Source organism: Streptomyces sporangiiformans (assembly GCF_005768555.2).
GTDB lineage: Bacteria > Actinomycetota > Actinomycetes > Streptomycetales > Streptomycetaceae > Streptomyces > Streptomyces sporangiiformans.
The window spans coordinates 1-26158 of sequence record NZ_VCHX02000319.1; the positions used below are offsets into that span (position 1 = coordinate 1).

Consider the following 26158-nt stretch of genomic DNA (forward strand, 5'->3'; position numbering starts at 1 on the left):
CGGCCCATGGTCAGCACTTCGAACGGCATCACGCACGTATCCCTTCGCTCCGGAGACTCCGGGGAGTTGTCACGGGAGGACTTGACTGCCGCGCGCTACTAGCGCGCTCTAGTGCGAGTACGATGACCCCTGTCCAAATGTCATGTCAATAGCTTGTTGCTGGGGGATTTCGGGACTGCCCGTTTAAGGTTGGGCGCGTCGAAGGGTGGTTCACAGGTGAATACATCGGGCAGGCAGCGGCCCACGATGGTGGACGTCGCCGCCAAGGCGGGCGTGTCCAGGGCACTGGTCTCGATCATTTTCCGTGACCAGCCGGGGGCGAGTCAGGAGACCCGCGAGCGGGTCCTGCGCGTCGCCGACGAGATCGGCTACCGCCCCGACAATGCGGCCCGACTGCTCGCCCGCGGCCGCAGCCGCACCCTCGGCGTGATGTTCACCGTCCACCAGACCTTCCACTCCGACCTCGTCGAGGGCATCTACCCCGAGGCCGAACGACTCGGCTACGAGGTATTGCTCTCCGCCACCGCCCAGGGGCGCGGCGAGGCCAAGACCGTCGAGGCGTTGCTCAGCCATCGCTGCGAAGCGGTGATCCTGCTCGGTCCGGACGCGGCGGCCGCGGACCTCGACGCCCTCGGACAGCGCACGGTCGCTGTCTCCGTCGGTCGCAGGGTGCCCCACGCCCGCGTCGACAGCGTGCACACCGCGGAGGGCAAGGGCATACGGCAGGCCATGGACCACCTCGTCGAACTGGGGCATCGCCGGATCCTGCACATCGACGGCGGCAAGGGTCCCGGCTCGGCCGAGCGGAGGCGCGCCTACCGGGCCGCGATGCGTCGCCACGGCCTGGAGTCCGAGCTGAGGGTGATTCCCGGCGACCACACCGAGCAGTCGGGCATCGAGACCGGTCGCCTGCTCCTGGCGGAGAGGGACAGCGGGCTACCCCTGCCGACGGCGGTCCTCGCGGGCAACGACCGGTGCGCGATGGGCCTGCTGATGTCCCTGACCCGGGCCGGCGTAGAGGTTCCGCGCGACCTGTCGGTCGTCGGCTACGACGACAGTCACCTCTCCCACCTGATGCCGATCGGCCTGACCACCGTCCGCCAGGACGCGGTCCTCATGGCGGAGTACGCGGTGCGGTTCGCCGTGGAAAGACTGGAGGACGCGGAGTTGCAGCCGCGTGAGGCGGTGCTGGACCCGAAACTGGTGGTGCGGGGAACGAGCGGGCCGGTCCCAGAAGGGCCGGCCTGACGGCTCGTCGAACGGCGGGCGGTTCGGCGGTGAGTGTGGCGACAGCCGCGAACAAGCGGCTGCCGGCCGGATCGGCCCGCGCCTGCAACCCGCCCGGAAAATCAACGGTCAGCCAACGACGTCCGATCGCCACCTGGACCAGTACTGGTCAGTCGTTGCTGAACGCTCGGGGAGCCCAGCTCTGTCGGGCGTCCTTGACGAACACGATCCCGTCAGTGCCGGCCATGTGGGCCGGATCAAGCGGGGAGTAACCGAACCAGGGGGACACTCGTGCAGCGGGCGTCACGTTGGCGAGGGCAGTTGCCAGTCGGCGACGGTCGACGACGTAACGCTCCTCCGGGAGCGCGTACAGCAGCCCCTCGACGGTGTCCGGGGGCGGGGCGTCCACCCCCTGGTGGCGAATCGTGCCGAGGGCCGTGGCCAGGAAGGCGTACCCCTCTCCCAGCTGGGCGCTCACGATCGCGCCGGCGCTCCACCATTCCAGCGGGAGGTCGCCCATCCGCATCGTGCTCTTGTCCCGCTGCAGATGCGCGTTGTGGGCGTACACCAGCGCCGGCCCTCGTTCGGCGATGGCGAGCAGGTTGGCGGCCATCATCGAAGCCCGCAGGTCCAGCAGCCTCGCCATGCGGCTCGGTGATGTGTCGGCCATCCAGAAGTGGTAGCGCAGCAGCCCGGTGGCGGTACGACCGTACAAGCGTGCCCGGTGCCATTCCTCCCGTGAGGACGCCGCGATCAGGTGTGGCGTCTGCGCGTCGAGCAGGGCCACCAGATCATCGGCGAGCAGCCGCAGCTGTTTGGCGTCGGGCGTCTGCCCCACGGACCGGGACGGGTCCATCATCGCGGCGGGATTGGTCCACCGGTCGTCAGCGCCGAGCAGGCGGTCGAGGGTTTCCGCGGTGCAGGGAAGCAGGTCGGCGTCAACCCAGGCGGTGAGGTAACCGTGGAGTGCGGTGAGGGCCTGCCGAGGGCTCGCGGCGCCGGTGATCTCCAGCGGGCCGTCGAAACCGGCGAAGCGGAGCCGCTGTGACGCGGGCCGGCCGTCGTTGTACGCGCGCATCCAGCGCACCAGCTCGCGGTTGGCCGCGGACGCGCCGAACCCGTGGCTGAAGCCACGCTCCATGACGTCGTCGAGGATGCCGGTGCCCGAGCTGACGTAGTCGTCCACGACCAGGCCCATCATGCAGTCGCTCTCGATCGCGATCGTCCGGTAGCCCTCCTGCTCGACGAGTTGCCGGAAGATCTCGTTCCGCACGTCGAGCAGAACGTCCTCGCCGTGGGTGGGCTCGCCCAGGGCGAGTAGCCGCGGCCTGGCCGGGAGCAAGCCCATGACGGCAGCAGGGTCGACGACATGGGCAGCGTCAGTGATTCCAACAGTCATACCCTCAACGGTATCGTTGAACCAACGGTGGAAACTTCTCGTCGATAGTGGCAGGACAGTGAGGCGAAACCTTCAAAGCGGTGACCAACTCAGGCCGGTTGACCTGGCACGCGGACACGGTCTGTCCACGCAGGCGATCCGCAACTATGAGGCGGCCGGGATCCTTCCGGCCGCTGAACGCACCTCGCACGGCTACCGCACCTACACGCCACGGCACGCGCAAGCCCTGCGCGCGTTCCTCGCTCTCGTGCCTGGACACGGCCACCAGACGGCCACGGCGATCATGCAGGCGATCAACCGGGACGCCACCGAGGACGCGCTTCGGCTCATCGACGAAAGTCACGCCCAGCTGCTCGACGACCGCCGCACCCTCCAAGCCGTCGAAGCCGCTGTTGGTGACCTCGAACCCCTGCCGCAGGAACGCGGCGAGATGTTCGTTGGTCCCCTGGCGAAAAGGCTCGGCATCCGCCCGGCCACCCTGCGCAAATGGGAACGCGCCGGTTTGGTCCAGCCGCGCCGCGACCCGCAGACGGGCTACCGGGTCTACAGCGCGGCCGACGTACGCGACGCCCTCCTGGCCCACCAGCTCAGACGCGGTGGCTACCTGCTCGAACAGGTCGCCCCGCTGATCGCCCAGGTTCGTTCCGCCGGAGGCATCGCGCCGCTCGAGTCGACGCTGCACGACTGGCATGCCCGCCTCTCGGCCCGAAGCCGCGCCATGCTCACCGGCGCCGCCGCACTGGACGCCTACCTCACCTACCCACCGGCCCCGCCCACGGCCTAGCCCGGACAGGGGCAGCGCGGCCGCATGCACGTGGTCCAGGTGCGGGGGCTTGCGCGCCACGCCAGGGCGTTCCTGGCCCGGCTGCGGCCTCATCGTCGGCGTCAGGTCGGCGACACGTCGGCGACGACGGCGCCGCTCCTCGGCACGGGGATATGGACCGCCCAGCGCCGGATCCTTCAGCCGGGGGCCTGATCGCCAGGCAGCGGCTGCTCGAACCAGACCACCTTGCCCGTGCTCACCCGTGTCGCCCCCCAGCGCCGTGCCAGCTGGTCCACCAGGAACAGTCCCCGGCCGCCCTCGTCGCTCAGCTGGGCGTGCCGCATCCTCGGCACCAGCGGCGAGTCGTCACCCACCTCGCAGCGCAGTACCTCCGTGCAGAGCAGGCGCAGGGTGATCGGCCGGGAGGCGAAGCGCACGGCGTTCGCCACGACCTCGCTGACCATGAGCTCGGTGGACTCCACCACGGAGTCGAGACCCCAGTCGTGCAGTGTCCTTCGGGTCAGGCGACGGGCCTGTCGCGCGGTCTGCGGACGAGGAGCCAGGTACCAGTACGCGACAGTCCCCGGCAGGATGCCCTCGAACCGGGCGGCGAGCAGCGCGATGTCGTCGTCCCGGCCTCCCGCGCCCAGAGTGCCGAGCGCCTGATCGCACACCTCTTCCAGCGCCGGGGGCGCGGATCCCGAGGCGGCTGCCTGCAATCGTGCGCGCAGCCGATCCACCCCGGTCATCACGTCCGAGTCGCGGGACTCGACCAGGCCGTCGGTGTACAGCAGCAGGGTCGCTCCGGCCGGTGCGTGCGTCTCGGTCGACTCGAATGCACCGCCGCCGACGCCGATCGGCGCTCCTGGCGGGACCGGCAGAACCTCCGTGCTGCCGTCGGGGTGCAGGAGCACCGGAGGCAGGTGGCCGGCGTTGGACACCAGCAACCGGTGCAGGACGGGGTCGTACATGGCGTACAGGCAGGTCGCCGTGTGCTCGCTGCCCAGCCGCTCCGCCTGCTCGTCGAGGTGGTGCAGGATTTCGTCCGGCGGGAGGTCGAGCCCGGCCAGGGTCTGCACGATGGTGCGCAGCTGGCCCATGATCGCGGCCGAGGTCATGGAGTGGCCCATCACGTCTCCGATGACCAGCGCGACGCGGTTGCCGGGCAGCGGGATCGCGTCGTACCAGTCGCCGCCGACCTGCGCGGTCCGCGAGGACGGCAGATAGCGGCTGGCCAGCAGGACTCCGGCCGGGTCGGGCAGCGACGGCGGGAGCATCGTGCGCTGCAGCGCGTCCGCGACGGATGCCTCGCGCGCGTACAGCAGCGCCTTGTGGATCCCGAGAGCGGTGTGGGTGGCGAGCTGGGAGGCGACGAGCAGGTCGTCGGCGGTGAAGTCCGCCCGGTCGGGTCCGCGGATGAGGACGACGCTGCCCATGGCATGGCTGCGGCCGTGCAGCGGAGCGAGGATCAGCCGTCGTCCGGGCGGCACCGCGCCGGGAGCGTTCGCCACCCCCAGCAACTCGGCCACCACGGAACGGATACCCGGAGCGTTCCCGAACACCGGCCGCCCGGCCCGTAGCAGCTTGGTGAGCCGAGCGGTGGCGGCCGGGCGTACGACCTCTGCCGCCTGGACGGTGTCAGCGGCCGGTGGGGGCGGCCCGGACCCGCGGGTGGCAGCCTTCCGTGGTGGTGCGCGGTCCGTGGTGTGCAGCCGCAGGACGCCGGGAGAGGCGGCGATCTCGTCACCGACCGGAAGTGGAGCGTACAAATGAACGAACGCCGTATCGGCGAATGCCGGGACGGCCGCCCGGCAGAGTTCGTGCAACGTCTCGTCGAGGTTCATGCCGCGGGCGATCTGTCGTGTCGCCGCGTCGAGGTATCGGAGTCTGTCGGTCTGCGGCTCGGCGACGTCCGGTGGGGCGCCCCTCGGCTGTCCGGCGGGAGCTTCCGCGGCCGACAGGCACACCGCCGGGCCGCTGTCCTGGGAACCGGGATCCTCTCCTGACTGCGCGCGCGCCTCCTCGGCGCGGTCGGCGGACCCGGGTGACGGAGCGGGTTGCTGCGGTCGATGCGGGCGGGCGGCAGGCTCATGCGCGCCGGCCGCCTGCCCGCCGGTGCCTCCATCGGCTCCGAGGTGCTTCGTCACGTGTGTCCTTCCGGCCTTGCGGGCCCGCGCCGGGCGGGCGGATCGGGGCGTCAGGCGCGGCGTCTGCAGCGCAGGAAGATCTGCACCTCGGGCGGGACGTCCACGGTCGCCGGAGCGTATGTGTACGAGGACTCCTCGACGATCTCGAAGCCCGCCGCCTCGACGACCTCACGCAGCTCGTCCCTCAGGTAGCCGGACACCCGGATGGTCTTTCCGATGAACGGGATCGAGAAGTCGTCCACATCGGCCTCCACCATCGACAGCGCGAACAGACCGCCCGGAATCAGCAGGTGGTGGATGGTCTGCAGCGCGAGAGGGATCTCGGCGCGCGGCAGCATGAGCAGGGAGAAGAAAGCCGTCACCGCGTCGAAGCGGCCGAGGTCCCGGGGACCTCCGGGCCGCAGGTCCGCGATGTCCGACTGGTGGAACTCCCCGGTGGGCACGTGCTGGTGGGCAAGCGCGACCATCCTGTCCGACAGGTCGACACCGACGACCTGCAAGCCCTCCTCCGCCAACTGGCGGGCGGTCGGGACCCCGGTGCCGCACCCCAGGTCCAGAACACGGGACCCGGCCGTCAGGGACCTGATGAGCCACTCGGCGGACGCGACCTGCCCTTCCTTGTGCGGGAAGGCCTCGTCGTAGCGGTCGCCGATGGCGTCGAAGGCCTCGGCCTGGCCTGTGCGGTCGAGCCGTATGCTCCCGTAGCCGAGCTTGTCGGCAGGGTCACTCACAAGGATTCTCCTTCTGACTTGTGTAATTTTTTCACAGTTATACAGACTTGGGCGCGGCCTGGAGGGCTGATCGCGGCCGACCCTGCTGGGCGCGGTACCCTGCACCTTCACCGGCGGCCGTCGCTCGGTGCGGGCGCAGGTGGGTTCTCAGCCGCAGGAGCCGGTGAACCTCCGCCGGCTCCAGTGCGTAGTTGCGGCGCATGTCGGCGTCGCCGTCGGTGACGAGGGCGCGGCAGGTTCCGCAGACGCCGCCCTTGCACGCGTACGGAAGGTCGGGGCGGGCCTGTTGGGCGCCGTCGAGGATGCTGCGGTGGCATGGCGCGGCGAACGTGGTCGCCCGGCCGTCGAGGACCACGGTGAACTCGCTCGTCGGGCCCCGGCCGGTGGCGTCGTCGCGGTCTGTGGTGGGCGCGGCGGGCCGCCCCGTCAGGCTCGGCGACGCCCCGCCCGCTGCTTGAGTACTTGCTCCAGCAGGTTCAGCGCTTCCACGACCCGGTCGCGGTCGGCGCCGAGGCCGTCGAGCAACTCGGCCTCCACGGCCAGTTGGCGGGGGAACATGTCGTCGATCGCGTCGCACCCCGTCGGCGTGACGGTGACCAGGGCGGCGCGGCGATCCGCAGGGCTCGGGCGACGTTCGACAAAGCCGCGTTTCTCCAGCTTGGCGAGCGTCTTGCCGACGGCCGCGCGGGAGCAGCCCAGGGTTTCGGCGAGCCGGCGGGCGATCACCGGGGCCTCGGCGTGCCGGATCTGCACAAGGACGTCGAGCTCCGGCGCGGTGATCGGGGCGCCCCCGTACAGCGGCTCCAAAGCGGTGGTCACCAGCGCCTCGATGCGCTTGACAGGGCCCACGATGTCCATGGGGGAGGTGTCGAGGTCGGGGCGAGCCGCCGTCCACATCGCGCGGAAGCCGACGGTGGCCGAAGGGGTGGTCATTGTCGCCGCATCCGCGTCGTCGACCCCGAAACCGCCCCGTGTCGCACGGCACGACGGGAGAGGTCGTCGTGCGCGGCCCCAGTGTCGCGTCCGGCTACCTGGGCCTGCCGGAGGAGACGGCGGCGGCCCGCGCCGCCGGTGGCTGGTTCCACGGGGGCGACCGGGGTACCTCGACCCCGAGGGCCGCCTGGTGGTGGTCGGCAAGATCAAGGACACGATCATCACCGGTGGGGAGAACGTCGGTCCGACCGAGGTGGAGGAGGCGCTGGAGGGCGTGTCCCTCCGTGTACGAGGTCGCGGTCGTCGGAACGCTCGATCCCGTCTGGGGAGAGGTCGTCACGGCCATCGTGGTGCCGGCCGACGGCGCGGACTGCTCCCTGGAGGACATCCAGACGTTCCTCTCCGCCTCCCTCACCCGCCACAAGATCCCCCGACGCCTCGAACTCCGGGACCACCTGCCCCGCACCGCCACCGGCAAGTTGCACCGGAACCTGCTGCGGGGCTGAGCCCGGCCAGACCAGACACCATGGAGAGGTACCTCATGTCCCCACAGCCGTCCGGCATCCCCTCCGGCGCCGTCCCGAAGGGCACGGCCCCCGAGCCCATCCGCCGCGTGGGCGTCGTCGGGGCGGGACTCATGGGCAGTGGCATAGCCGAGGTCTGCGCCCGCGCCGGCCTCGACGTCCTCGTCAGCGAAACCGCCCCCGGGGCGGTCGAGGCGGGCCGTGACCGAATCACCAAGTCCCTGCCGCTGCGCGGTGCGCAGCGGCAGACTCGCCCCCGCGGACAGCGGTACGACCCTCCGCCGGATCGGCTTCACTTTCCATCCCCATCATGAAGCTCGGCACGGCGACCGGACGCGCGCAGCAGGTGATCGGCGTGCACTTCTTCAACCCGGTACCGGTACTCGACCTCGTCGAGCTGGTCCCTCCCTGCTGACCAGTGACCAAACCCGCGATCGTGCAGGGGACTTCGTCAGGGCGGCCCTGGGCAAGCAGGTCATCCACGCAAAGGACCGCGCCGGATTCGTCGTCAACTCCCTGCTGGTGCCCTACCTACTGTCCGCCGTCCGCATGCTGGAGTCGGGCCTCGCCGCCGCCGACGACATCGACAACGGCATGGTGCTCGGCTGTGCCCACCTCATCGGCCCACTGCGGCTGGCCGACCTGATCGGCCTGGACACCCTCAAGGCCATCGCGGATTCCATGTACGCCGAGTACAAGGAACCGCTGTACGCCGCGCCGCTCCTCCTGCTGCGCATGGTGGACGCCGGTCTCCTCGGCAGGAAGACGGGCCAGGGCTTCCACAATTACTTCGACTGAAAGAAAGTCAGACGAGCTTGAGGATTGTTGTCGCTGTGCCCCGGCATCCGACGCCGCTTCCAGCAAACGCAGTCGACCCGCATCGAGCTTGCAGCGGGCGCCACCGGGCCCCTTGGAGACCAGGGGCTGCCGCCCGCCCGCAGCCGGCGCCGGCGGTTCGCCGACAGCCTGGTCACGCGGAACCGCCGGGCCGCCTCCCGGTCACTGGCACCGGCCTCGATCGGATCAGCGGCCGCGAACCGGAACCGCTCACGGCGAGCCCGCTCCTCAGCCGTCAGCCCACCACCATCGGGACAGCACGCAAGCCAGGCTCAGCGGTCTGGACACCGCCGCGTTGCTGTTCGTGGTGCCCGGCATGAGGCGACTGCTGCCGAGTGACTGACCGCCAAGGGCTTGAAAGTTCAAATAATTCCGGCCAGACTCTTGTTTGACACTTCAAACATGCCTGAGCTCGTTCTGTAGTCGCCTTCCTGGAGTTGCCATGTCTGTTGCCTCTGACGCAGTCACCGTCCGCCGAGGTCCGCTCGTTGTGGCGGGAGGTGTGCTCGCCGCGATCGTTGTGGCCGCTCTCGCCGACGCTGTGCTTGCCCTCCTCGCCCTGGCCGCGGGCGCGCCCGACGACTTCCAGCCGCTGAAGCCGGCCTCGTACATCTTCCTGACGGCGGTCGGAGTGGTGGCCGGCGCCATCGGCTGGGCCATAGTCCGCAAGGTGTCGAAGGACCCCGAGGCGTTGGTGCGATGGCTGGTGCCGACCGTCGTCGTGGTGTCCTTCGTTCCCGACTTCCTGCTCTTCGGTGACGGTGGAGTGGCCGGCGTTGTGGCGCTGCTCCTGATGCACGTCGTGGTCGCCGTGGTCGCGGTGTTCAGCTACCGCAAGGTCATGCCCCTGTCGTCGGGGCGGTGAGAACAGGAGAACAGGACGGAGAACGTCGGGCGGGGCAGGGATCGTGGCCCCTGCCCCGCCCGACGGCGGTGAGTATGTGCTCCAGTGTCAGGGCTTGGCGGCCGCAGACATTGGACTCCCTGGTGTGGTCAGGCGGTCTTGCTGTCGCGTTCCGCAGGGGTGCGTGAAGCGGCTTCGGTGGTGTTCGCGGGCTGTACCAGCTGTTGCAGGCCGGGGCCGTAGTGGGCGTGTAGCTCGTCGGTGAAGTCGGCGTAGATCTGCTGGACATAGAGATCGTGCCGGATGTACCCCTTGATGGCCGCGGTGAACAAGGGGTCCGTGATGACGGCGGTGCTCCAGGAGTGGCCGTCGGGTGCCAGCGCCCAGAGCGTGTCGTGGTTGTCGGCGACGACGGCGAGGTGCCGGGCCTGGTGGTGTCGGTAGAGGGTGCCCTCCGTGCTGGTGTGCTGCACCGCACGGCCCTTGTGGACCGTCACCGGGACCGGGCCGAAGCACACGACGTCGAAACGCACGCCGCGGTCCTGGGCGTCGGAGATGTCGGCCGTGAACTGGGCGAGTTGGTCGGCGTGCGCCGAGAGATAGACGTGCTGCTCCGCACGCTGGAGGAAGTCGGCAGCGGTGGTGGCGATGGATGGCCAGTCGGGCAGCGCGGGCAGGACGTGGGCCCGCGGCTGCTCCGGTGCCCGGTCCGGCCGCGGACGCCGCCTCTGCCTCGGCGGTCATCGCCGCGAGCTGCTCGGCGAGGGGCTGGACGTCGCTCGCCGTGATCTCCCGGTCGTCGGCCACCCGCAGGTGATGGGGTCGGCTGACGGTGCGTTTGAGGTCGCACGTCCCGGTGCCGAGGGCGGACTGCCCGGTCGCGGTCGGGGTGACCACGAAGGTGCCGACACCGAGTTCGCGACACAGGGCCCAGGCATGCGACGGGCCCTGCCCGCCACCGGCGAACAGCACGAACTCGCGGGGGTCGTGACCCTTCTCGATCGTGACGCTGCGCAGCAGGCCGGCCATCTTGCTGTCCAGAACCTGGCGGATGCCCCAGGCCGCCTCGACGACGCTCAGGCCGAGCGGGTCGGCGATGTGCTCCTTGATCGCTGCGGCGCCGCCTCCCCGTCCAGGCGCATCGTGCCGCCCGCGAAGTCCTCTTCGCCGAGCACACCGAGCACCAAGTCGGCGTCGGTTGCCGTGGGTTCGGTGCCGCCGCGCCCGTAACAGACGGGACCCGGGCGGGCGCCCGCGCTGAACGGACCCACGGTCAGCGCTCCGTCCCGCACCCGGGCGATGCTGCCGCCGCCCGCGCCGATCGTGGCCACGTCGATCGCCGGACGCTGGATGTCGGCGCCGCCGACGGTGAGTTGACCACGCATCAGCGGCTCACCCCGCGCGATGGTGCCCACGTCGAAGCTGGTCCCGCCGATGTCGACGGTGAGCAGGTTCTCGTGGCCGAGCCGCAGGCCGATGCCCTGGCAGGCGATGACGCCCGCGGCCGGTCCCGACATCAGCACCGACACCGGCTGGTCGCTGATCACGTCGGCGGAGACGACTCCGCCCTCGCTGGTCATCACCACCACCGGCACGGCGAGTCCGAGCCCCCGCAGAGCGTCGTCCAGCCGGCGCAGGTACGCGCTCATCACCGGACCGAGTGCCGCGTTGACCGCGGTGGTCGACATTCGCGCGTACTCGCCCACGGACGGCGCCACTTGGTGGGAGAGGCTGACGAACATCTCGGGGAACCGTGCGCGCACGGCGGCGCCGATCCGCCGCTCGTGCTCCGGGTTGGCGACCGACCACAGCGTGGCCACGGCGACGGCGTCGACCCCGGCGGAGGCGACGCGGTCCATCACGCGGTCGAGCCCTGCCTCGTCGAGCGGTACGACGACCTCGCCGGCGGAGTCGATCCGCTCGCCGACCTCGAAGACCAGCTGGCGGGGCACCGCCGCGGGCCACCGTCCCCGGTTGCGGTAGTCGCCGATCTCGAGCTCCGTGAGCCCGGCGAGCTGACGCTTGAGCCTGCCGATCTCCAGGGTGTCCCGGAAGCCCGCGGTGGTGATCAGCGCCGTCCGCGCCGCGGAGGAGGTGAGTAGTGCGTTGAGGCCGGCGGTCGTTCCGTGCCCGAAACGGTCGATCGAGGAGCAGAACTCCCGGGCGGAGAGCCTGAAGTGGTCCGCCGCCAAGTCGACGGCGCGCAGGATTCCGCCGATGATGTCGGCGGTGCTGGGAGCCTTGAGTACGGCCTGCCGCCCGTCGTCGGCGTACACCCACAGGTCGGTGAAGGTGCCACCGACATCGGTGCCCACACGGAACCTCATGTCTGGTCCTCCATGCCTTCGAGCCAGCTCAGCGCGTCCTCGGCCCAGTGGATCTCGGTGCGGACACGGGCGATGTTGCCCTGCATGGCGAGCACCTTGAGGCCGGTGATCATCTCGTGGGAGTTGCGCGGCCGGGTGGCCAGTCGCTTGACGAGCCGGGGGAAGACGCCCCGATGGAGTTCGCGGAGTTGCTGGGTGTAGACGGCCAGCAGATCTTCGTAGTGCTTCTTGTGGTCTTCCAGGTGACGGCGGATCACCTCGACGGGCGCCTGGTCGAGGAAGACCAGCTTGACCCGCTCGACGTCGCGGATCGGCGCGTACTCGGTGGGCTGCTCCAGCCAGGACTGCAGCTCGGTCTCGCCCTGCTCGGTCAGGCGGTAGATCCGTTTCTGTTTGCCCGGGCCGCCGGGCGAGGGGGTGCTGGCCACCAGCCCCTCGGTCTCCAGGCGCCGCAGTTCGGGGTAGATCTGGCTGTGCGAGGAGAACCAGAACCAGCCCACCGACTCGCCGAACTCGCGGGCGAGATCGAAGCCTGACGCCGCTTCGGTGCTGAGGAAGCCGAGCAGTGCGAATTTCAGCGACATCGCTCACCTGGCCTGTGCGGTGGCTGCGGTCACGGTCGCCGGCGGGCGCAGCCCGAGCATCTCGCGGGCCTCGGCCGGGGTGGCCGGCTCCAGGTTCAGTTCGCGCAGGATCCGGACCATGCGCTCCACGAGCTGCACGTTGGTCGCCAGCCGTCCGCGCGCGTAGTAGACGTTGTCCTCCAGGCCGACGCGGGCCTGGCCGCCGAGGATCAGGCTGTGCACCGAGGACGGCAACTGGGCGGGACCGATCCCGCTGACGCAGAACAGGGAGTTCTCCGGCAGGTCCTCGACGAACCGCTGCAGGTCCTTCGGTGTCTACCGGGTGGCGCCGGACATCAGCTTGTGCTTGCCGAGCACGATGTTGATGTAGTGGGGCGGCTCGTCGTAGCCGAGCGCGATCAGGTCCTTGACCCACACCAGGTCGGACAGCGACATCACCTCCCACTCCGGCTTGATGCCGCGGTCCTTCATGGCCTGCGCCAGCTGAAGGCACCGGCTCCAGGAGGTGTCCATGAGCAGTTCGAGGTCGCCGCGGTGCATGCACTGCATCTGCGGGTCGAACGTGCACATTTCGGCCCCGGCGAGGGTGCCCTTGATGCGCTGCTCGAAGGAGATCTCCTGGCGGCCGTCCGGGAGGGTCGCGACCATGTCGCCGCTGATGCCGCCACCGGTGCTGTTGTTGATGATGATGTCGCAGCGGGACCGGATCAGTTCGTTGATCCGGCCGTAGATCTCCGGGTCGCACGTCGCCCCGTCGTCCGGTCGGCGGGCGTGCACCGCGACGATGCTCGCTCCCGCCTCCCAGCAGCGCACGACGTCGTCCGCGATCTCCTTGGGCTGGGTCGGCAGATGCGGCGTGACCGACTTGTCCGCCATTCCGCCGGTCGGGGCGATAACGCGGTTCGGCGCGCGGCCGCGTCCCCAAGAGGGCGGCCGAGTCCGCGGGTTGCGGCCCCGCCCCTCTGCATGGCGGATGGCGCGCTGGGTCATGGCCCGTCGCCGCCCCTCGCCGCCGGGGCGGTCGGGTAGGGAGCGGTGGCGCGGGCATCAATCTGGTGGATGAGCGCTATCCGCGATTTCGATCGTGCGAGGTCTAGGCGCTGATGGGCGGACTGACCCATAGTCGGGGCAGACCCTGACGCCCCGCCTCGGGCACCGGCCCCTTCGGGTGGACCGGTGCCCGCGGCGTGGTACGGCCACCACGGCGGTACCGCTGGGTCCCCCGTCGCCCCGCTCGTGGAGTCCCCGCATGCCCGGATCCGTTTTCCGGCGACCGCAGAACGGCGCCGAAGCGAATCCGGCGCGGCCGACTGCTCGCCCGCCATGCTTCCTCACCCGGCACGGACGGCGGCTGCGTCTGCCGCCCCTCACGACGCCCGGGCGGTCGGCCACGCAGGCTCCAGAGCATTCGTCCCGCAGGCTCGTTGCCCTGTCCGGACAGGTATGTGAAGTGCATGCGGTAATGGCATGAAGAGGGGGAGATCGAAGATGTTGTCCTTCGTCCGTGGCGGCACAGCGCGGTCCATACGCAACGCGCTGAGCTGGCGCACCATCCGCGGGCGCATGACGGTCATCCTCGCCGTACCCACATGCCTCCTGCTGGTGCTGGTCGGCACGGCCGTCGCCAACCAGCTCCAGGCGTACCGGGACGCCCGCGACACCAGGTCGCAGATCGATGTGACCCTGCGCATCCAGGGCCTGGTGCACCGCCTGCAGACGGAGCGCACCTACACCAACGGCCTGGCCGCCGGCGACAAGAGTTACCTCCAGCAAGTCGTCAGCAGCCGCGAGCAGGTCGACGCCTTCCGCAGTGAGCTTCGCGACGAGCCGGTCATGGCCCGGGCGATGAGCCGCTTGGACCGGCTGGCCACGTTCCGTGCGGCCGTGGATGCGGGCTCCGCCGACCGGAAGAAGACCTACGCGTACTACACCGGCGTGATCAGCGCGCTCAACGCCGCGGACCCGACCGAGGACAAGGCCGCGCGCGGCGACCGGCAGTTGCGGGACGACCTTGCCGCCCTGCAGGCCCTCGCCGAGGCGAAGGAGGCCGGCAGCCAGGAAGGCAGCCAGCTCAGCGGCGTTCTCGCCGCGGGTTCGTTCCGGGGAACGAACTACCTCGACTTCGTGGAGGCGCGGGCGACCCGTATATCCGCCATGACGCGCTTCTTCAGGCTCGCCACCCCCTCCCAGCGCGATGCCGTCGTGAAGATGTTCTCCTCGCCGGTGACCAAGCGCCTCGACGTCGTCGAGAACGCGGCCCTCAAGGCCGCCGACGGGTCGGAGATCGACGCCGACGCCACGGGGTTCACCAGCAACATGATTCGCGCCGACCGCACCGTGTACGAAGCGCAGCAGAGGGTCGACGCGGACGCACAGGCCCGCGCCAAGACCCTCAGCGACAACGCTGCTGCCGCCCTTACCGGCTACCTCGCGCTCGGCCTGCTGGTGGTCGCCGCCCTCGTCGTGGCCGCTGTTCTCGCCGGTCGCTCCATCACCAGGCCCCTCGACGCACTCGCCCGCGAAGCCGACGACGTCGCCCAGCGCCGCCTGCCCGACGCTGTGGCCCGTATCCAGGCCGGCGAACTCGTCCCGGCCGAAGGCGGCAGGCGGCCACCCAGCAACGCACAGGAAATCTCCCGTGTCGTCGCCGCCCTGCACAACGTCGAGCGCACCGCCGTCGGCCTGGCCGCCGAACAGGCCGTGCTGCGCCGCAACACCGCCGAGTCCCTGGCCAGCCTCGGCCGCCGCAATCAGGGCCTCGTCCGCCGTCAGTTGGCGCTCATCACGGCCCTCGAACAGCAGGAGCTCGACCCCGAGGCGCTCGCCGAGCTCTTCGAGCTCGACCACCTCGCGACACGTATGCGCCGCAACGCCGAGAGCCTGCTCGTCCTCGTAGACGAACGCAGCCCCCAGATCAGCAGCGTGACCGCCAGCAGCCTCGAACTCGTGCAGTCCGCCCTCGGCGAGGTCGAGCAGTACCGACGCGTTGCGATAGCCGAGATCGAGCCCCGCCGGATCAGCGGCCGCGCCGTGGCCGAGCTCTCGCACCTGCTTGCTGAGCTCGTCGAGAACGCCCTCACCTTCTCCCCGCCGGAGCAGCCCGTGGACGTCCACGGCTGGGGCGACGGCAACGAGTACTGCATCGCCGTCGTCGACCACGGTGTCGGCATGTCCCCCGAGGACCTGGCCCGTGCCAACGCCCGTATCGCCGGGAAGGAGGCGTTCCTCGTCGCTCCCACCCGCTACCTGGGCCACTACGTCGTCGGCCGTCTCGCCCGCCGCCTCGGCGTCGAGGTCCTGCTCTCCGACACACCCGGCGGGGGCGTGTCCGCTCTCGTCACCCTCCCCGCCCGGATCCTTGCCCCCGACGAGGCCTCGCCGCCCGACCGGCGGACGTACGTCTCCTCCATGCTCAACGGCTTCCGGGCGGGCGTCGCGCGCGCCGAAGCCAGATAGGAACCCGAACCCCCGTGACCTCTGCTCACCAGAACTTCGCCTGGCTCATCTCCGACTTCGCCCGCACAGCCGACGGTGTCACCCACGCGGTCGCCGTCTCCTCCGACGGCCTCCTCATCGCGGCCTCCGACGGCCTCAGCCGCGATCTCGCCGACCATCTGTCCGCGGTGGTGTCCGGCATCGTGTCCCTCACCCAGAACGCCGCCGACACATATGGCTTCCGCGGGATGAAGCTCGTCATGATCGAAATGCTCGACGGGTTCATGATGGTCAACCACATGCGCGACGGCTCCTGCCTCGGTGTTCTCGCCGAGGAGGGCTGCGACATCGGTCTCGTCGGCTACGAGATGGCTGTCCTCGCCGACCGCGCCGGCGCACTCCTCACACCACAACTCATCGGTCAACCCCATCCGTCTTCGTTCGCGCGCTGAACGTGTGGGGGCGCGCAGTGCTGCCACTGCGGTCGGGGCGGTGAGAACAGGACGCAGAACGTCGGGCGGGCAGGGACCGTGGTCCCTGCCCGCCCGACGTGTCCATGGTTCATGGCTTCCGGATGAGAGGCGCGTCGGTGCGGGCCGTGATGTCCTCGGCGGTGACACCCGGCCCGCATTCCACGAGAACAAGGCCCTCGGGTGTGACGTCGAGGACGCCGAGGTCGGTGATGATCCGGTGGACGCACCGCTCGCCGGTGAGGGGGAGGGTGCACTCCTTGAGGATCTTCGGGGCGCCGTCCTTGGCGGTGTGTTCCATGAGGACGATGACGCGGCGGGCGCCGTGGACGAGGTCCATGGCACCGCCCATGCCCTTGACCATCTTGCCGGGGATCATCCAGTTGGCCAGGTCTCCGGCAGCGGAGACCTGCATGGCGCCGAGGACGGCGGTGTCGATGTGGCCGCCGCGGATCATGCCGAAGGAGAGCGCGGAGTCGAAGAAGGAGGCGCCGGGCAGAACGGTGACGGTCTCCTTGCCGGCGTTGATCAGGTCGGGGTCGACGTTGTCCTCGGTGGGGTAGGGGCCGGTGCCGAGGATGCCGTTCTCGGAGTGGAGGACGACATGGACGTCGGGTGGGAGGTGGCTGGGGATGAGGGTGGGCAGGCCGATGCCGAGGTTGACGTAGGAGCCGTCGATGAGTTCGGCGGCGGCGCGGGCGGCCATCTGGTCCCGGGTCCAGCCCAGTCGCGTACCGGGGGTGGTGCTCATGCGCGTACGGTCCCTCGTGTCGAAGACGCGGAAATGGAAAGGCGTTCGATCTGCTTGTCGGCTGCCTCGGCGGGGGTGAGGGCCACGATCCGCTGGACGAAGATGCCCGGCAGGTGGATCTCGTCCGGGTTCAGCGCACCGGGCTCGACGAGCTCCTCCACCTCGGCGACGGTGATGCGGCCGGCCATCGCGGCCAGCGGGTTGAAGTTGGCGGCGGACTTGCGGAAGACCAGGTTCCCTTGGCGGTCGCCGCGCCAGGCCCGCACGAGGGCGAAGTCGGTGGTGATGCCGTGCTCAAGGACGTACGTGCGGTCGGCGAAGTCACGGGTCTCCTTGGGCGGGGAGGCCACGGCGACCGTGCCTCCCCCGGCCGCGTAACGCCAGGGCAGTCCGCCGCGGGCAACCTGGGTGCCGACCCCCGCAGGGGTGTAGAAGGCGGGGATGCCCGCTCCTCCGGCGCGCAGCCGTTCGGCCAGCGTGCCCTGCGGTACCAGCTCCACCTCCAGTTCGCCCGAAAGGTACTGACGGGCGAACTCCTTGTTCTCGCCCACGTAACTGCCCGTGACACGGGCGATCCGGCCGTCGGCCAGCAGGACCCCGAGCCCGCGCCCGTCCACACCGCAGTTGTTCGACACGACCTCCAGGCCGGTGGCGCCCTGGGCGTGGAGGGCCTGGATGAGCACGTCGGGGATGCCGCTGAGGCCGAAGCCGCCGACGGCGAGTGACGCGCCGTCGGGGATGTCGACGACCGCCTCCGCGGCGCTCGCGCGGACCTTGTCCATGGAGGGAGGGCCTTTCTGCCGTGTCTGTCGTGTGTTGTTGCTGGTTCAGGCGTCCGGGCGCAGGGCGTCCGAGATCGGCTTGGCACCGCCGTGCGCGGTGAGGCCGCCGTCGACCGGGATCTCGGCTCCGGTGATGAAGGACGCCTCGTCGGAGAGGAGGAAGGTGACGAGTGGGGTGATCTCGTCGACGGTTCCGGTGCGGCCGAGCGGTGTCTCGCGGACGTTCGCCTCGCGGAACGCGGGCGCCGCGGAGGCGGTCATGTCCGTCTCGATGAAGCCGGGGTGGATGATGTTCACGCGGATGCCGCGGGGCCCCAGTTCCATGGCGGCGGTCCTCGACAGGCCGCGCAGCGCCCACTTGCTGGCCGTGTACGCGACCGGGTAGTGGCCCGTGAGCGCGGCGGACGAGCCGACGTTCACGATCGACGAGCCGGGCCGCATCAGCGGGGCCAGGTGCTGGATGCCCAGGAGCGGACCGGTGACGTTGACCGCGTGGACGCGGGCCATGTCCTCGGCGCGTACGTCGTCGATCCGGGCGCGCCAGGTGACGCCCGCGTTGTTGACCAGGCCGTGCACCTGCCCGTACGCCTCGCGCAGTTCGGCGGCGAGCTGAGCCCAGTCCTTCTCGCTGGTGACGTCGAGGCGGCGGCAGCCGGGCGCCTCCGCCACGTCGGTGGCGATCACCCGGGCACCCTCGCGGGTCAGTGCTTCGGCCTCCGCGGCGCCCTGGCCGCGGGCCGCGCCGGTGACCACGACGACCTTGCCGAGGAGCCGCTCGGAGTGGAAGCCGGTCATGGCCGCTCCCTCGGACGGCGCCGGGCGACGGGAACCGGCAGGGGATCAGAGCCGGGAACCACGGTGTTGGAGACGGAGCCGATGCCTTCGACGGTGAGCGTGACCGTGTCGCCGGGCTTCAGCGGCGCCGGGTCCTGCCTGCCTCGTACGCCCCACAGCTCGGCGAGGCAGCCGCCGTTGCCGCAGGTACCGGAGCCGAGGACGTCCCCGGGGCGGACGACGGTGCCGCGTGAGGCGTAGGCGACCATCTCCTCGAAGGTCCAGCTCATGTTGGACAGCAGGTCCTTGCCCACGACCTCCCCGTTGACCTCCGCCGTCAGCGCCAGGCGCAGGAAGCCGTCCGCGTCCCGGTACTTCTCCAGCTCGTCGGCGGTGACCAGGCAGGGACCCAGCGTGGTGGCGGTGTCCTTGCCCTTGCAGGGGCCGAGGCCGACCCTCATCTCGGCGGACTGCAGGTCCCGGGCCGTCCAGTCGTTGAAGATCGTGTAGCCGACGATGTGGTCGCGGGCCTGCTCGGGGGTGAGGTCACGGCCCTCCCTGCCGATCACGGCGGCGACCTCCAGCTCGAAGTCGAACAGGCTCGACCCCGGGGGCACGGGGATGTCGTCGTGCGGGCCGTACACCGCGTAGGGGTTGGTGAAGTAGAACGTCGGCGCCGCGTACCACCGCTCCGGCACCCCGGCGGCGCCGTCCACGGACCGCCGTACGCCCTCGACGTGTTCCTCGAAGGTGACGAAGTCCCGCACGGTGGGCGGCTGGAGCGGCGGCAGCAGACGCACCTCGGAGACGTGGGGACCGGCCGGGGTGTCGAGCGCCCCGGTGCCCGCGTCGAGCAGGTGCGGCAGTCCGCCCCCCTCGGCGAGCAGGCCGGTCAGGGAGTGGACACCGGGCAGGGGACGGAGCGTGCCGTCCTCGGTGACGACGGCCACATGGTGTTGGTCGCGGTGTTCGTACGTGGCGAAACGCATGGGAGGGGTCCAGTCGGCGTGGGGCGGGCGGGACGGAGGAGCCGGGGCGCGGCGGGCAGTCACGGCAGGACAGTGGATCGCCGCGCCCCGGTGGCGGAAGGGCCTTGCCGGCCGGGTGGTCAGACCGGAGGAGCGACGAACACACCGCGGTCGACGTCGTTGAACGACTCCTTGACGATGAGTTCGTTCATCGGGTTCGCGGTGCCCCACTGGTCGGTGACCTCGGCCTCCGAGAAGTCGTAGACGTGGGGGTGCCAGGTGTCCTCGTCCAGTTCCTCCAGCTCGGTGGTGTACTCGACGGTGTTGCCGTGCGGGTCGAGGAAGTACGTGAAGGTGTTGTCGCCCGCCAGGTGCCGGCCGGGGCCCCAGAGCTTGCGGAACCCGGCCCGCATCACGCGGCCGGAGCCGCGCATGTACTCGTCCAGGCCGCGCATCTCGAAGGAGACGTGGTGCAGGGAGGTGTGCGGGCCCTTGGCGATGGCCATCGAGTGGTGCTGGTTGCTGATCCGCATGAAGTGCATGACCTCGCCCATGTGCGGCGAGCCCAGCGTGTCGGAGAGACGGAAGCCGAGGTGGCGCTCGTACCACTCACGGGTCTTGTTCAGATCGGGGGAGTTGAGCACCACGTGCGACAGGCGGACCGGGATCGCCTCCTTCTCCTCGATGCGGCGGTGCTGCCGCGCCTCCACATCGGCGGAGACCTCGATGGTGCGGCCGTCAACGTCGAAGAAGCGGAAGCCGTACCCGCCGCCCGGGGTGTCGATCTTCTCCGGCTGGGAGATCAACTGCACGCCCTGGGAAAGGAGTTGCCGGGCCAGCGTGTCGACGTCGGCCGGGCTGCCCGCCCCGTAGGAGACCAGGTCGAGGCGCTTCTCGTCGGCCTTGCGCAGTCGTACGACGTACTGTTCGGGGCTGCCCTCGGCGGCGAGGAAGGAGATCCCGGAGTCCTCGGCGACCTTGGTCAGGCCCCAGACGCCGGCGTAGAAGTCGAGCTGCTTGTCGTAGTCGGGCACGGCGAGGTCGACGTGCCGCAGGTGGGTGAGCAGACGGTTGCTCATGGGGCCTCCTCAGGCGAGGTTGAGCAGTACGGCGGCGTTTTCGCCGCGGACGGCGTGGAAGTCGGGGTCGGGCAGGTCCGCGGCGCGCAGCGCGCCCAGCGGGTCCTCGATGCCCATGTCGAAGGGGAAGTCGGAGCCGAGCAGGACCTGTTCGGGCCCGGCGGCCCGGACCAGCTCCCGCAGCACGTGAGGGTCGTGGACGAGGGAGTCGAAGTACAGCTGCTTCAGGTAGCTGCTCGGCTCACGGGCACAGCCCCGGGTGTCGGGGCGGGCGCGCCAGGCGTGGTCGGAGCGGCCGATGTGGGTGGGAAGGTAGCCGCCGCCGTGCGCCGCGATCAGCTTCAGGCCCGGATGGCGGTCCAGGACGCCGGAGAAGATCAGGTGGGAGAGGGCGACGGCGTTCTCGGTGGGCTGGCCGACCGTGTTGGACAGGTACCACTGGTCCAGGCGCTCGTCGAGCGTGCAGCCGAACGGGTGGAGGAAGACCAGGGCGCCGGTCTCCTCCGCGCGCGCCCAGAAGGGTGTGAGCCGCGGATCGGAGAGTTCCACCGCTCGAGTCCCGACCGGCCCCGGCGCGTGCGAGGACAGCTCCACGCCCCTCAGGCCCTGGCCCAGTGCGTGGTCGAGCAGGGCGACGGCGAGGTCGGGGTGTTGGAGGGGGACCAGCCCGAGGCCGTAAAGCCGGTCGGGGGCCTTGGCGCAGTGTGCCGCGGTCCCCTCGTTGGCCAGCCCGCACACCCGCTCGGCCAGCCGGGGCTCGGCCCAGTAGTGGTAGTGCGACGGCGAGGGGCTCACCAGCTGCACGTCCACGCCGGCCGCGTCCATGGCCGCGATGCGCACGGTGACGTCCGTCAGCTTCGGCACGCGCGCGCCGACCATGGGACCGTTCACGGCCAGGGCGGCTGACCCGTTGCGGCGGGCGTCGAGGACCCGGGCCTCGGCGAGGCCGGGGTGACCGGCGACGGCCTCATCCACCTCCGGGAGCAGGAGGTGGGCGTGGACGTCGATCGTCGGTGCCGGCAGGTGTTCCGTCACGGGCGTTCCTTCAGCGCGTTCATGGTGCGGCCCACCAGTCCGGGCACGTCCGCGTCGCGCACCCCGTCGAGCAGCCACTGGCCGAGCTGGACGGAGGCGTCGACGACCATGCGTACGCGGGGCAGGCGCCGTGCGTGGTAGTCGGTGAAGAGCCGGTCGTCCCAGTCGCTTCGGGTGGTGAGCAACTCGGCGAGGACGGAGGCGTCCTCCAGCGACATCGCCGCGCCCTGGGCGAAGGTGGGCGGGCAGCAGTGGGCGGCGTCCCCGACCAGCACGACCCGGCCGCGGTGCCACGGGCCCTCCACGAGGTGGCGGTGGAACCAGGTGTAGTTGACCTTGGCCGGGTTGTCGATGTGTTTCGTGATCTCAGGCCAGAAACCGCCGTAGGCCTGGGCGAGCCGACGCATCTCGTCCGCGTACGTGGCCGGGTCGATGGAGGCCCGGTCGCGGCTGGCCTCGACGACGTACGCGTAGATGGTGTTCTCGCTGGTGGGGCAGTAGCCCGCGATGTAGGCCGGGCCGCCGTACGCCAGGTCCGTGCGGTCCATGCCCTCGGGCCGTGGGGCCGCGATGCGCCAGATCGCCATGCCGGTGGGCTCGGGTCTGTCGGTGATGCCGACCGCGGCGCGGGTGGCGGAGTTCAGGCCGTCCGCGGCGATCACCAGGTCGTAGCGGCCCTGGGCGCCGTCGCTGAAACGGACCGAGACGCCGTCGGCGTCTTGCTCCAGGGTGTCGACGGTGGTGCCCAGGCGGACGTCGGCGCCCGAAGCGCGGACCGCGTCGATAAGGATCTGCTGGAGCCGCGGGCGCTGCATGCCGAGGGTTGCCGGCAGGTCGTCGCCGCCGGTCTGGAGGTCCTCGGCCACGAAGAGGATGGTGCCGTCGGGGGCGGCCACGCCCAGCGAGCCGAAGGCGAATCCCGAGGCGCTCACCTGCTCCCACACGCCGAGTTCGCGCAGGACGCGCAGGGCGTTGCCCTGGAGGGTGATGCCCGATCCGGTGGTGGCGTTCCAGTCGGGCTGGGCCTCGATCAGGTCGACGGCGATGCCGGCGCGGCGCAGCAGGATGGTGACGGCGTTGCCGGAGGCGCCCCCGCCGATGACCAGGACGGTGGGGGTGCCCCCAGCCGGAGGCTGGGGGCAGGTGAGGCTGTCAGCCATGTCGGGGATACCTCCCGGGGTTGGGCCGCGCGGCTTCGCGCGGCGAGGTGCGGCTTGTCCGCTGGGAGTGCGGGCCGGGGTGGGGACGGGGTGCGGCTTGTCCGCTGGGAGTGCGGGCCGGGGTGCGCGGCACCCGGCAGAGCGGCTGGAGCGGTGTGGGCCGGATGCGCCCGTTGCTGTCCGGGGAGGAGGCGCATCCGGCGGCTGAGCGGGCTACTCGGTCTACTTGACGGCGATGGGGTTGACCGGGGACCCGACCGCTCCGGTGATGGGCAGCGGTGCGGCGGTCAGCCAGAACTCGTAGACGCCGTCGCGGGCGCAGTCCTCGGCGAGCCCGTCGAGGTCCCACATCTCGCCGATCAGCAGGCCCATGTTGGGGATGACGACCTGGTGCAGCGGCTGGAAGGCGTTCTCGAACTCGTTGGGCCGTACCTCGAAGCCCCAGGTGTCGGTGGCGATCGCGGCGATCTCGCTCGCGTGCAGCCAGCCGGCCGTGGTGAACGACAGACCGGGCGCGGGGCCGCCCGCGTAGTCGCCCCAGCCCTCCCGCCGGGCGCGGGCGAGGCGTCCGGTGCGGACGAGGACGATGTCGCCGCGGCCGACGCTCACGCCATGGGCCTCGGCGGTGGTGGCCAGGTGGTCCGCGGTGATCGCGAAACCGTCGGGCAGCTCCGGCTCACCGTCGTCGCCAACGATGACCCGGGCGACGTCCAGCAGTACGCCGCGACCGGCCACGTACGGGGCCATGTGCTCGATGCCGGTGACCAGGTCGCCGGCGGAGGTGACGACCTTCTCCGCGTCGCGTCCGTTCCAGGCCTTGCCGTGGTCGAAGATGTGCCCGAGCCCGTCCCACTGCGTGGAGCACTGCAGCGGCATCGCGATCACATCGTCGGCGCCACCGATGCCGTGCGGGAAGCCCTGGTTGCCGAGGGCGGCGTCGGTGCCGGTGTCGAGCATGGTGTGCACGGGGTTGGTCCGCCGGCGCCAGCCCTTCTGCGGCCCGTTCATGTCGAACCGCTGTGACAGCGAGAAACTGACGCCCCGGCGCACGAGTGTCGCGCCTTCGCGCCGCTTCGCCTCGTCGAGGAAGTTCAGCGTGCCGAGTACGTCGTCCGCACCCCAGCGCCCCCAGTTGGAGTACGCCTTGGCGGCCTCGGCGATCGCGCCCTCCGGGTCGTGGCGGTCCAGGCTCATGGCGTCTCCTCCACGCAGCGGGTGCGCTGCACACCCAGTCCAGTGATGGAACCCTCCATGACGTCGCCGTCGCGCAGCAGCCGGCCCCAGTGGATGCCGTTGCCGGCCGGGCTGCCGGTCAGTACCAGGTCGCCGGGCAGGAGCCGCGAGGTCTGGGAGATGTACGACACCAGCCGCGCCACGCCGAAGAGCATGTCCTTGGTGGACTCGTCCTGCATGGTCTCGCCGTTCAGCTTCAGCGTGACCCGCAGGTCACCCGGGTCGGCGATGGACTCGGCGGGGACGATCCAGGGCCCGAGCGGGGTGAAACCGGGGGCGTTCTTGCAGCGCAGCCAGTCGGTGCCGATGGCGGGCATGTCCCGGCGGAACACGGTGGCGCGGTCGGTGAGGTCGTTGGCGATGGTGTAGCCGGCGACGTACCCCAGGGCCTCGTCGGCGGAGATCCGGTAGGCCGGTCTGGCGATGACGGCCGCCAGCTCCAGCTCCCAGTCCGGCTTCTTCGCCCAGGAGGGGAGTACGACGTCGTCGTACGGACCCGCGATGGTGCTGGGCAGACCGATGAAGACGTACGGCAGGTCCTCGGCGGCCCGGCGGTCCATGATCGCGGCGATCTCCGCGCGGGCCTCCTCGACGGTGCGCGGGTCGTCGGGGGAGCGGTGGGCGACCTCCAGGTCGATCACGTGCTGGCGGTAGTTGGCGCCGGACTGGAAGATCTGGCGGGGCTCCAGCGGGGCGTGTACGCGCAGTCCGTCCAGCGGCCGCCAGTCGAGGGCGTCGTCGTCCGCCAGGGCGTGCAGGACGGGGAGGGTCTCCTCCCACCGTTCCAGTACGGCTCGCAGCCCGGAGGGCGCCCAGTCCAGGGCTCCGCCCAGGTCGAGTACCCGGTCCCTGGACAGGAGCCCGGGGAACGGCACCCCGTCCGGAGCGGAGAACGTGCCGAGCGCGAACGGGCCGGCAGGTTGCGCGAGCGTTGCCATCAGATTTCCTCCTGCTGGGTTGCGGTCTACTCTGACTCTCGTCGGCGAATCACGGAAATCAATCCTGTGAATGCGCCAAATCCATGCCATGGATGGCTCTCGCTCACATAGGTGGTGCCCGGTGAACCTGTCCCGACTCGACCTCAACCTGGTCGTCGCCCTGCGCGCGCTGCTGGAGGAGCGCAACGTCACCCGGGCCGGCGAGCGCATCGGACTGAGCCAGCCCGCGATGAGCGCGGCGCTGTCCCGGCTGCGCCGCCATTTCGACGACGAACTGCTCGCCCGCACCGGCAACAGCTACGAGCTGACACCGCTCGGTGTGGCCCTGCGGGACCGCAGCGCCACGGCGTGCGACCTGCTCGAGCGCGTCTTCTCCAGCCAGGCCGACTTCGACCCGGCCGCCGAGACCCGCGAGTTCACCCTGCTGGCCGCCGACTACGGCGCGGCCGTGTTCGGCGCCGCGCTCGCCCGCGTCCTGCACCACGAGGCCCCCGGCATCCGGCTCACCTTCCAGCACCCGGCGCCCTCCGTCGTGGAGAACACCGCCGCCGTGCTGAGCACGGTCGACGGACTGCTGATGCCGCACGGTGTCATCGACGGCTTCCCCGCCGTCGACCTCCACCAGGACCGCTGGCTGTGCCTGGTCGCGGACGACCACCCCGAGATCGGCCAGGAACTCACGCTCGACCAGCTGGCCCGTCTGCCCTGGGCCGTGTACCAGCGCCCCTACGACGCCCCGGCCGCCCGCCAGCTGAGCATGCTCGGCATCAGCCCCCACGTGGAGGTGTCCGTCCAGACCTTCCAGTTGCTGCCGCACATGATCGAGGGCACGCGCCGGGTCGCGATGATCCAGGAGCGCCTGGCCCGCAGAGCGGTCCGCTCCGCCGCCGTGCGCGTCCTGCCCTGCCCCTTCGATGCGGTACCGGTGCAGGAGGCGATGTGGTGGCACCCGGTGCACAACCAGGACGCTGCCCACATCTGGCTGCGGCAGAAGGCCACGGAGGTGGGCGCGACGCTGAAGGGCCACGACGGGCCCGACGAGGGCGTGTCCGTCGCACGGGGTGCGGGGCGGGCGCCGGGCCTGCTCTGATCCCGGCCCGGAAACCCGCCAGGTGTTCGGTACGTGTGGGCCTCGCCGTCGTCCGGTACGTCCTGTACGACGGCGACGCCAGCATGCGGTGCGGGACGGGGGCCGGGGCACCGGCGTCGGTGCCCCG

At 70.7% G+C, this 26158-nt stretch carries 23 protein-coding genes and 5 pseudogenes; 8 read left to right on the top strand and 20 right to left on the bottom strand.

The genetic code is table 11. The annotated features are described in order from the left end of the window. Window positions 1-246: 246 nt before the first annotated feature. Window positions 247-1248 carry a LacI family DNA-binding transcriptional regulator gene (locus FGD71_RS39330; protein ID WP_119105347.1) on the top strand — a complete coding sequence of 334 codons (1002 nt, stop codon included), beginning with the start codon at window positions 247-249 and terminating at the stop codon, window positions 1246-1248. A 148-nt stretch (window positions 1249-1396) separates the two neighbouring features. On the opposite strand, the gene FGD71_RS39335 is transcribed toward FGD71_RS39330, so the two are convergent. After that, entirely contained in the window at window positions 1397-2626 is a 1230-nt protein-coding gene (locus FGD71_RS39335; protein ID WP_119105348.1) for an erythromycin esterase family protein, read from the bottom strand. Between the two features lie 58 nt (window positions 2627-2684). Between FGD71_RS39335 and FGD71_RS39340 the strand changes: the two genes are divergently transcribed. Then, a complete protein-coding gene (locus tag FGD71_RS39340; protein ID WP_119105349.1) occupies window positions 2685-3410 on the top strand; it encodes a TioE family transcriptional regulator in 726 nt (241 codons plus the stop codon). A 176-nt stretch (window positions 3411-3586) separates the two neighbouring features. Here the strand turns inward: FGD71_RS39340 and FGD71_RS39345 are convergent, their stop codons facing one another. From FGD71_RS39345 to FGD71_RS39360, 4 genes and pseudogenes are all read right to left on the bottom strand, one after another. After that, window positions 3587-5233 carry an ATP-binding SpoIIE family protein phosphatase gene (locus tag FGD71_RS39345; RefSeq protein ID WP_119105366.1) on the bottom strand — a complete coding sequence of 549 codons (1647 nt, stop codon included), beginning with the start codon at window positions 5231-5233 and terminating at the stop codon, window positions 3587-3589. A gap of 353 nt (window positions 5234-5586) precedes the next feature. Continuing rightward, entirely contained in the window at window positions 5587-6267 is a 681-nt protein-coding gene (locus tag FGD71_RS39350; protein WP_119105350.1) for a class I SAM-dependent DNA methyltransferase, read from the bottom strand. A 166-nt stretch (window positions 6268-6433) separates the two neighbouring features. Further along, window positions 6434-6649: pseudogene (locus FGD71_RS49425) on the bottom strand (2Fe-2S iron-sulfur cluster-binding protein); the annotation flags it as partial. Window positions 6650-6693: 44 nt separating this feature from the next. Next, a complete protein-coding gene (locus tag FGD71_RS39360; RefSeq protein ID WP_181359368.1) occupies window positions 6694-7200 on the bottom strand; it encodes a MarR family winged helix-turn-helix transcriptional regulator in 507 nt (168 codons plus the stop codon). Between the two features lie 284 nt (window positions 7201-7484). Here FGD71_RS39360 and FGD71_RS47730 point away from each other — a divergent pair, with 284 nt between their 5' ends. Together FGD71_RS47730 and FGD71_RS39370 are read left to right on the top strand one after the other, a co-directional pair. Then, the gene (locus tag FGD71_RS47730; protein ID WP_162931346.1) at window positions 7485-7706 is read left to right on the top strand and encodes a long-chain fatty acid--CoA ligase; all 222 of its coding nucleotides are present in this window, start codon (window positions 7485-7487) and stop codon (window positions 7704-7706) included. Between the two features lie 131 nt (window positions 7707-7837). Further along, window positions 7838-8522, top strand: a pseudogene (locus FGD71_RS39370) (3-hydroxyacyl-CoA dehydrogenase family protein). Between the two features lie 39 nt (window positions 8523-8561). On the opposite strand, the pseudogene FGD71_RS50335 reads toward FGD71_RS39370, so the two are convergent. Then, window positions 8562-8800 (bottom strand): annotated as a pseudogene (locus FGD71_RS50335) (IS630 family transposase); the annotation flags it as partial. A gap of 203 nt (window positions 8801-9003) precedes the next feature. Here FGD71_RS50335 and FGD71_RS39380 point away from each other — a divergent pair. Further along, on the top strand, window positions 9004-9426 hold the full coding sequence (locus FGD71_RS39380) for a DUF6069 family protein (protein WP_119105352.1): 423 nt from the start codon (window positions 9004-9006) through the stop codon (window positions 9424-9426). A gap of 128 nt (window positions 9427-9554) precedes the next feature. Here the strand turns inward: FGD71_RS39380 and FGD71_RS39385 are convergent, their stop codons facing one another. From FGD71_RS39385 to FGD71_RS49430, 5 genes and pseudogenes are all read right to left on the bottom strand, one after another. Continuing rightward, complete coding sequence (locus tag FGD71_RS39385) at window positions 9555-9938, bottom strand: hypothetical protein (RefSeq protein WP_219925809.1); 384 nt, start codon at window positions 9936-9938, stop codon at window positions 9555-9557. Between the two features lie 361 nt (window positions 9939-10299). Continuing rightward, a pseudogene (locus FGD71_RS49805) lies at window positions 10300-10515 on the bottom strand (hydantoinase/oxoprolinase family protein); the annotation flags it as partial. After that, on the bottom strand, window positions 10482-11732 hold the full coding sequence (locus FGD71_RS39395) for a hydantoinase/oxoprolinase family protein (protein WP_119105354.1): 1251 nt from the start codon (window positions 11730-11732) through the stop codon (window positions 10482-10484). The pseudogene FGD71_RS49805 and the gene FGD71_RS39395, both read right to left, overlap by 34 nt. Beyond that, window positions 11729-12316, bottom strand: coding sequence for a PadR family transcriptional regulator (locus FGD71_RS39400; RefSeq protein WP_119105355.1), 588 nt, complete (start codon window positions 12314-12316; stop codon window positions 11729-11731). Before FGD71_RS39400 ends, FGD71_RS39395 begins: the two co-directional genes overlap by 4 nt. A gap of 3 nt (window positions 12317-12319) precedes the next feature. Continuing rightward, window positions 12320-13306, bottom strand: a pseudogene (locus FGD71_RS49430) (beta-keto acid cleavage family enzyme). A gap of 498 nt (window positions 13307-13804) precedes the next feature. Between FGD71_RS49430 and FGD71_RS39410 the strand changes: the two are divergent. Further along, complete coding sequence (locus tag FGD71_RS39410; protein WP_162931347.1) at window positions 13805-15772, top strand: sensor histidine kinase; 1968 nt, start codon at window positions 13805-13807, stop codon at window positions 15770-15772. A 14-nt stretch (window positions 15773-15786) separates the two neighbouring features. Next, window positions 15787-16203, top strand: coding sequence for a roadblock/LC7 domain-containing protein (locus FGD71_RS39415; RefSeq protein WP_119105357.1), 417 nt, complete (start codon window positions 15787-15789; stop codon window positions 16201-16203). A 109-nt stretch (window positions 16204-16312) separates the two neighbouring features. Here FGD71_RS39415 and FGD71_RS39420 read toward each other — a convergent pair whose 3' ends face one another. The 9 genes from FGD71_RS39420 to FGD71_RS39460 form a co-directional block, all read right to left on the bottom strand. Next, window positions 16313-16948, bottom strand: coding sequence for a CoA transferase subunit B (locus tag FGD71_RS39420; protein ID WP_119105369.1), 636 nt, complete (start codon window positions 16946-16948; stop codon window positions 16313-16315). A gap of 20 nt (window positions 16949-16968) precedes the next feature. Further along, entirely contained in the window at window positions 16969-17754 is a 786-nt protein-coding gene (locus FGD71_RS39425) for a CoA transferase subunit A (protein ID WP_119105358.1), read from the bottom strand. Between the two features lie 45 nt (window positions 17755-17799). Next, window positions 17800-18549: an SDR family NAD(P)-dependent oxidoreductase gene (locus FGD71_RS39430; protein ID WP_119105359.1), complete on the bottom strand. Its 750-nt coding sequence runs from the start codon at window positions 18547-18549 to the stop codon at window positions 17800-17802. Beyond that, the gene (locus FGD71_RS39435; protein ID WP_119105360.1) at window positions 18546-19517 is read right to left on the bottom strand and encodes a fumarylacetoacetate hydrolase family protein; all 972 of its coding nucleotides are present in this window, start codon (window positions 19515-19517) and stop codon (window positions 18546-18548) included. The genes FGD71_RS39430 and FGD71_RS39435 overlap by 4 nt, the downstream gene beginning before the upstream one ends. A gap of 119 nt (window positions 19518-19636) precedes the next feature. Then, on the bottom strand, window positions 19637-20575 hold the full coding sequence (locus FGD71_RS39440; RefSeq protein ID WP_119105361.1) for a VOC family protein: 939 nt from the start codon (window positions 20573-20575) through the stop codon (window positions 19637-19639). Between the two features lie 9 nt (window positions 20576-20584). After that, a complete protein-coding gene (locus FGD71_RS39445) occupies window positions 20585-21598 on the bottom strand; it encodes an amidohydrolase family protein (RefSeq protein ID WP_119105370.1) in 1014 nt (337 codons plus the stop codon). Window positions 21599-21606: 8 nt separating this feature from the next. After that, window positions 21607-22770 (bottom strand): FAD-dependent oxidoreductase, encoded by a 1164-nt coding sequence (locus tag FGD71_RS39450; RefSeq protein ID WP_119105362.1) that lies wholly within the window; start codon window positions 22768-22770, stop codon window positions 21607-21609. A gap of 222 nt (window positions 22771-22992) precedes the next feature. Next, window positions 22993-23964 (bottom strand): cyclase family protein, encoded by a 972-nt coding sequence (locus FGD71_RS39455; RefSeq protein ID WP_119105363.1) that lies wholly within the window; start codon window positions 23962-23964, stop codon window positions 22993-22995. Further along, window positions 23961-24941 carry a fumarylacetoacetate hydrolase family protein gene (locus FGD71_RS39460; RefSeq protein WP_119105364.1) on the bottom strand — a complete coding sequence of 327 codons (981 nt, stop codon included), beginning with the start codon at window positions 24939-24941 and terminating at the stop codon, window positions 23961-23963. The genes FGD71_RS39455 and FGD71_RS39460 overlap by 4 nt, the downstream gene beginning before the upstream one ends. A 121-nt stretch (window positions 24942-25062) precedes the next feature. On the opposite strand from FGD71_RS39460, the gene FGD71_RS39465 reads away from it, so the two are divergent. After that, complete coding sequence (locus FGD71_RS39465) at window positions 25063-26031, top strand: LysR family transcriptional regulator (RefSeq protein ID WP_240436998.1); 969 nt, start codon at window positions 25063-25065, stop codon at window positions 26029-26031. Window positions 26032-26158: the final 127 nt, after the last annotated feature.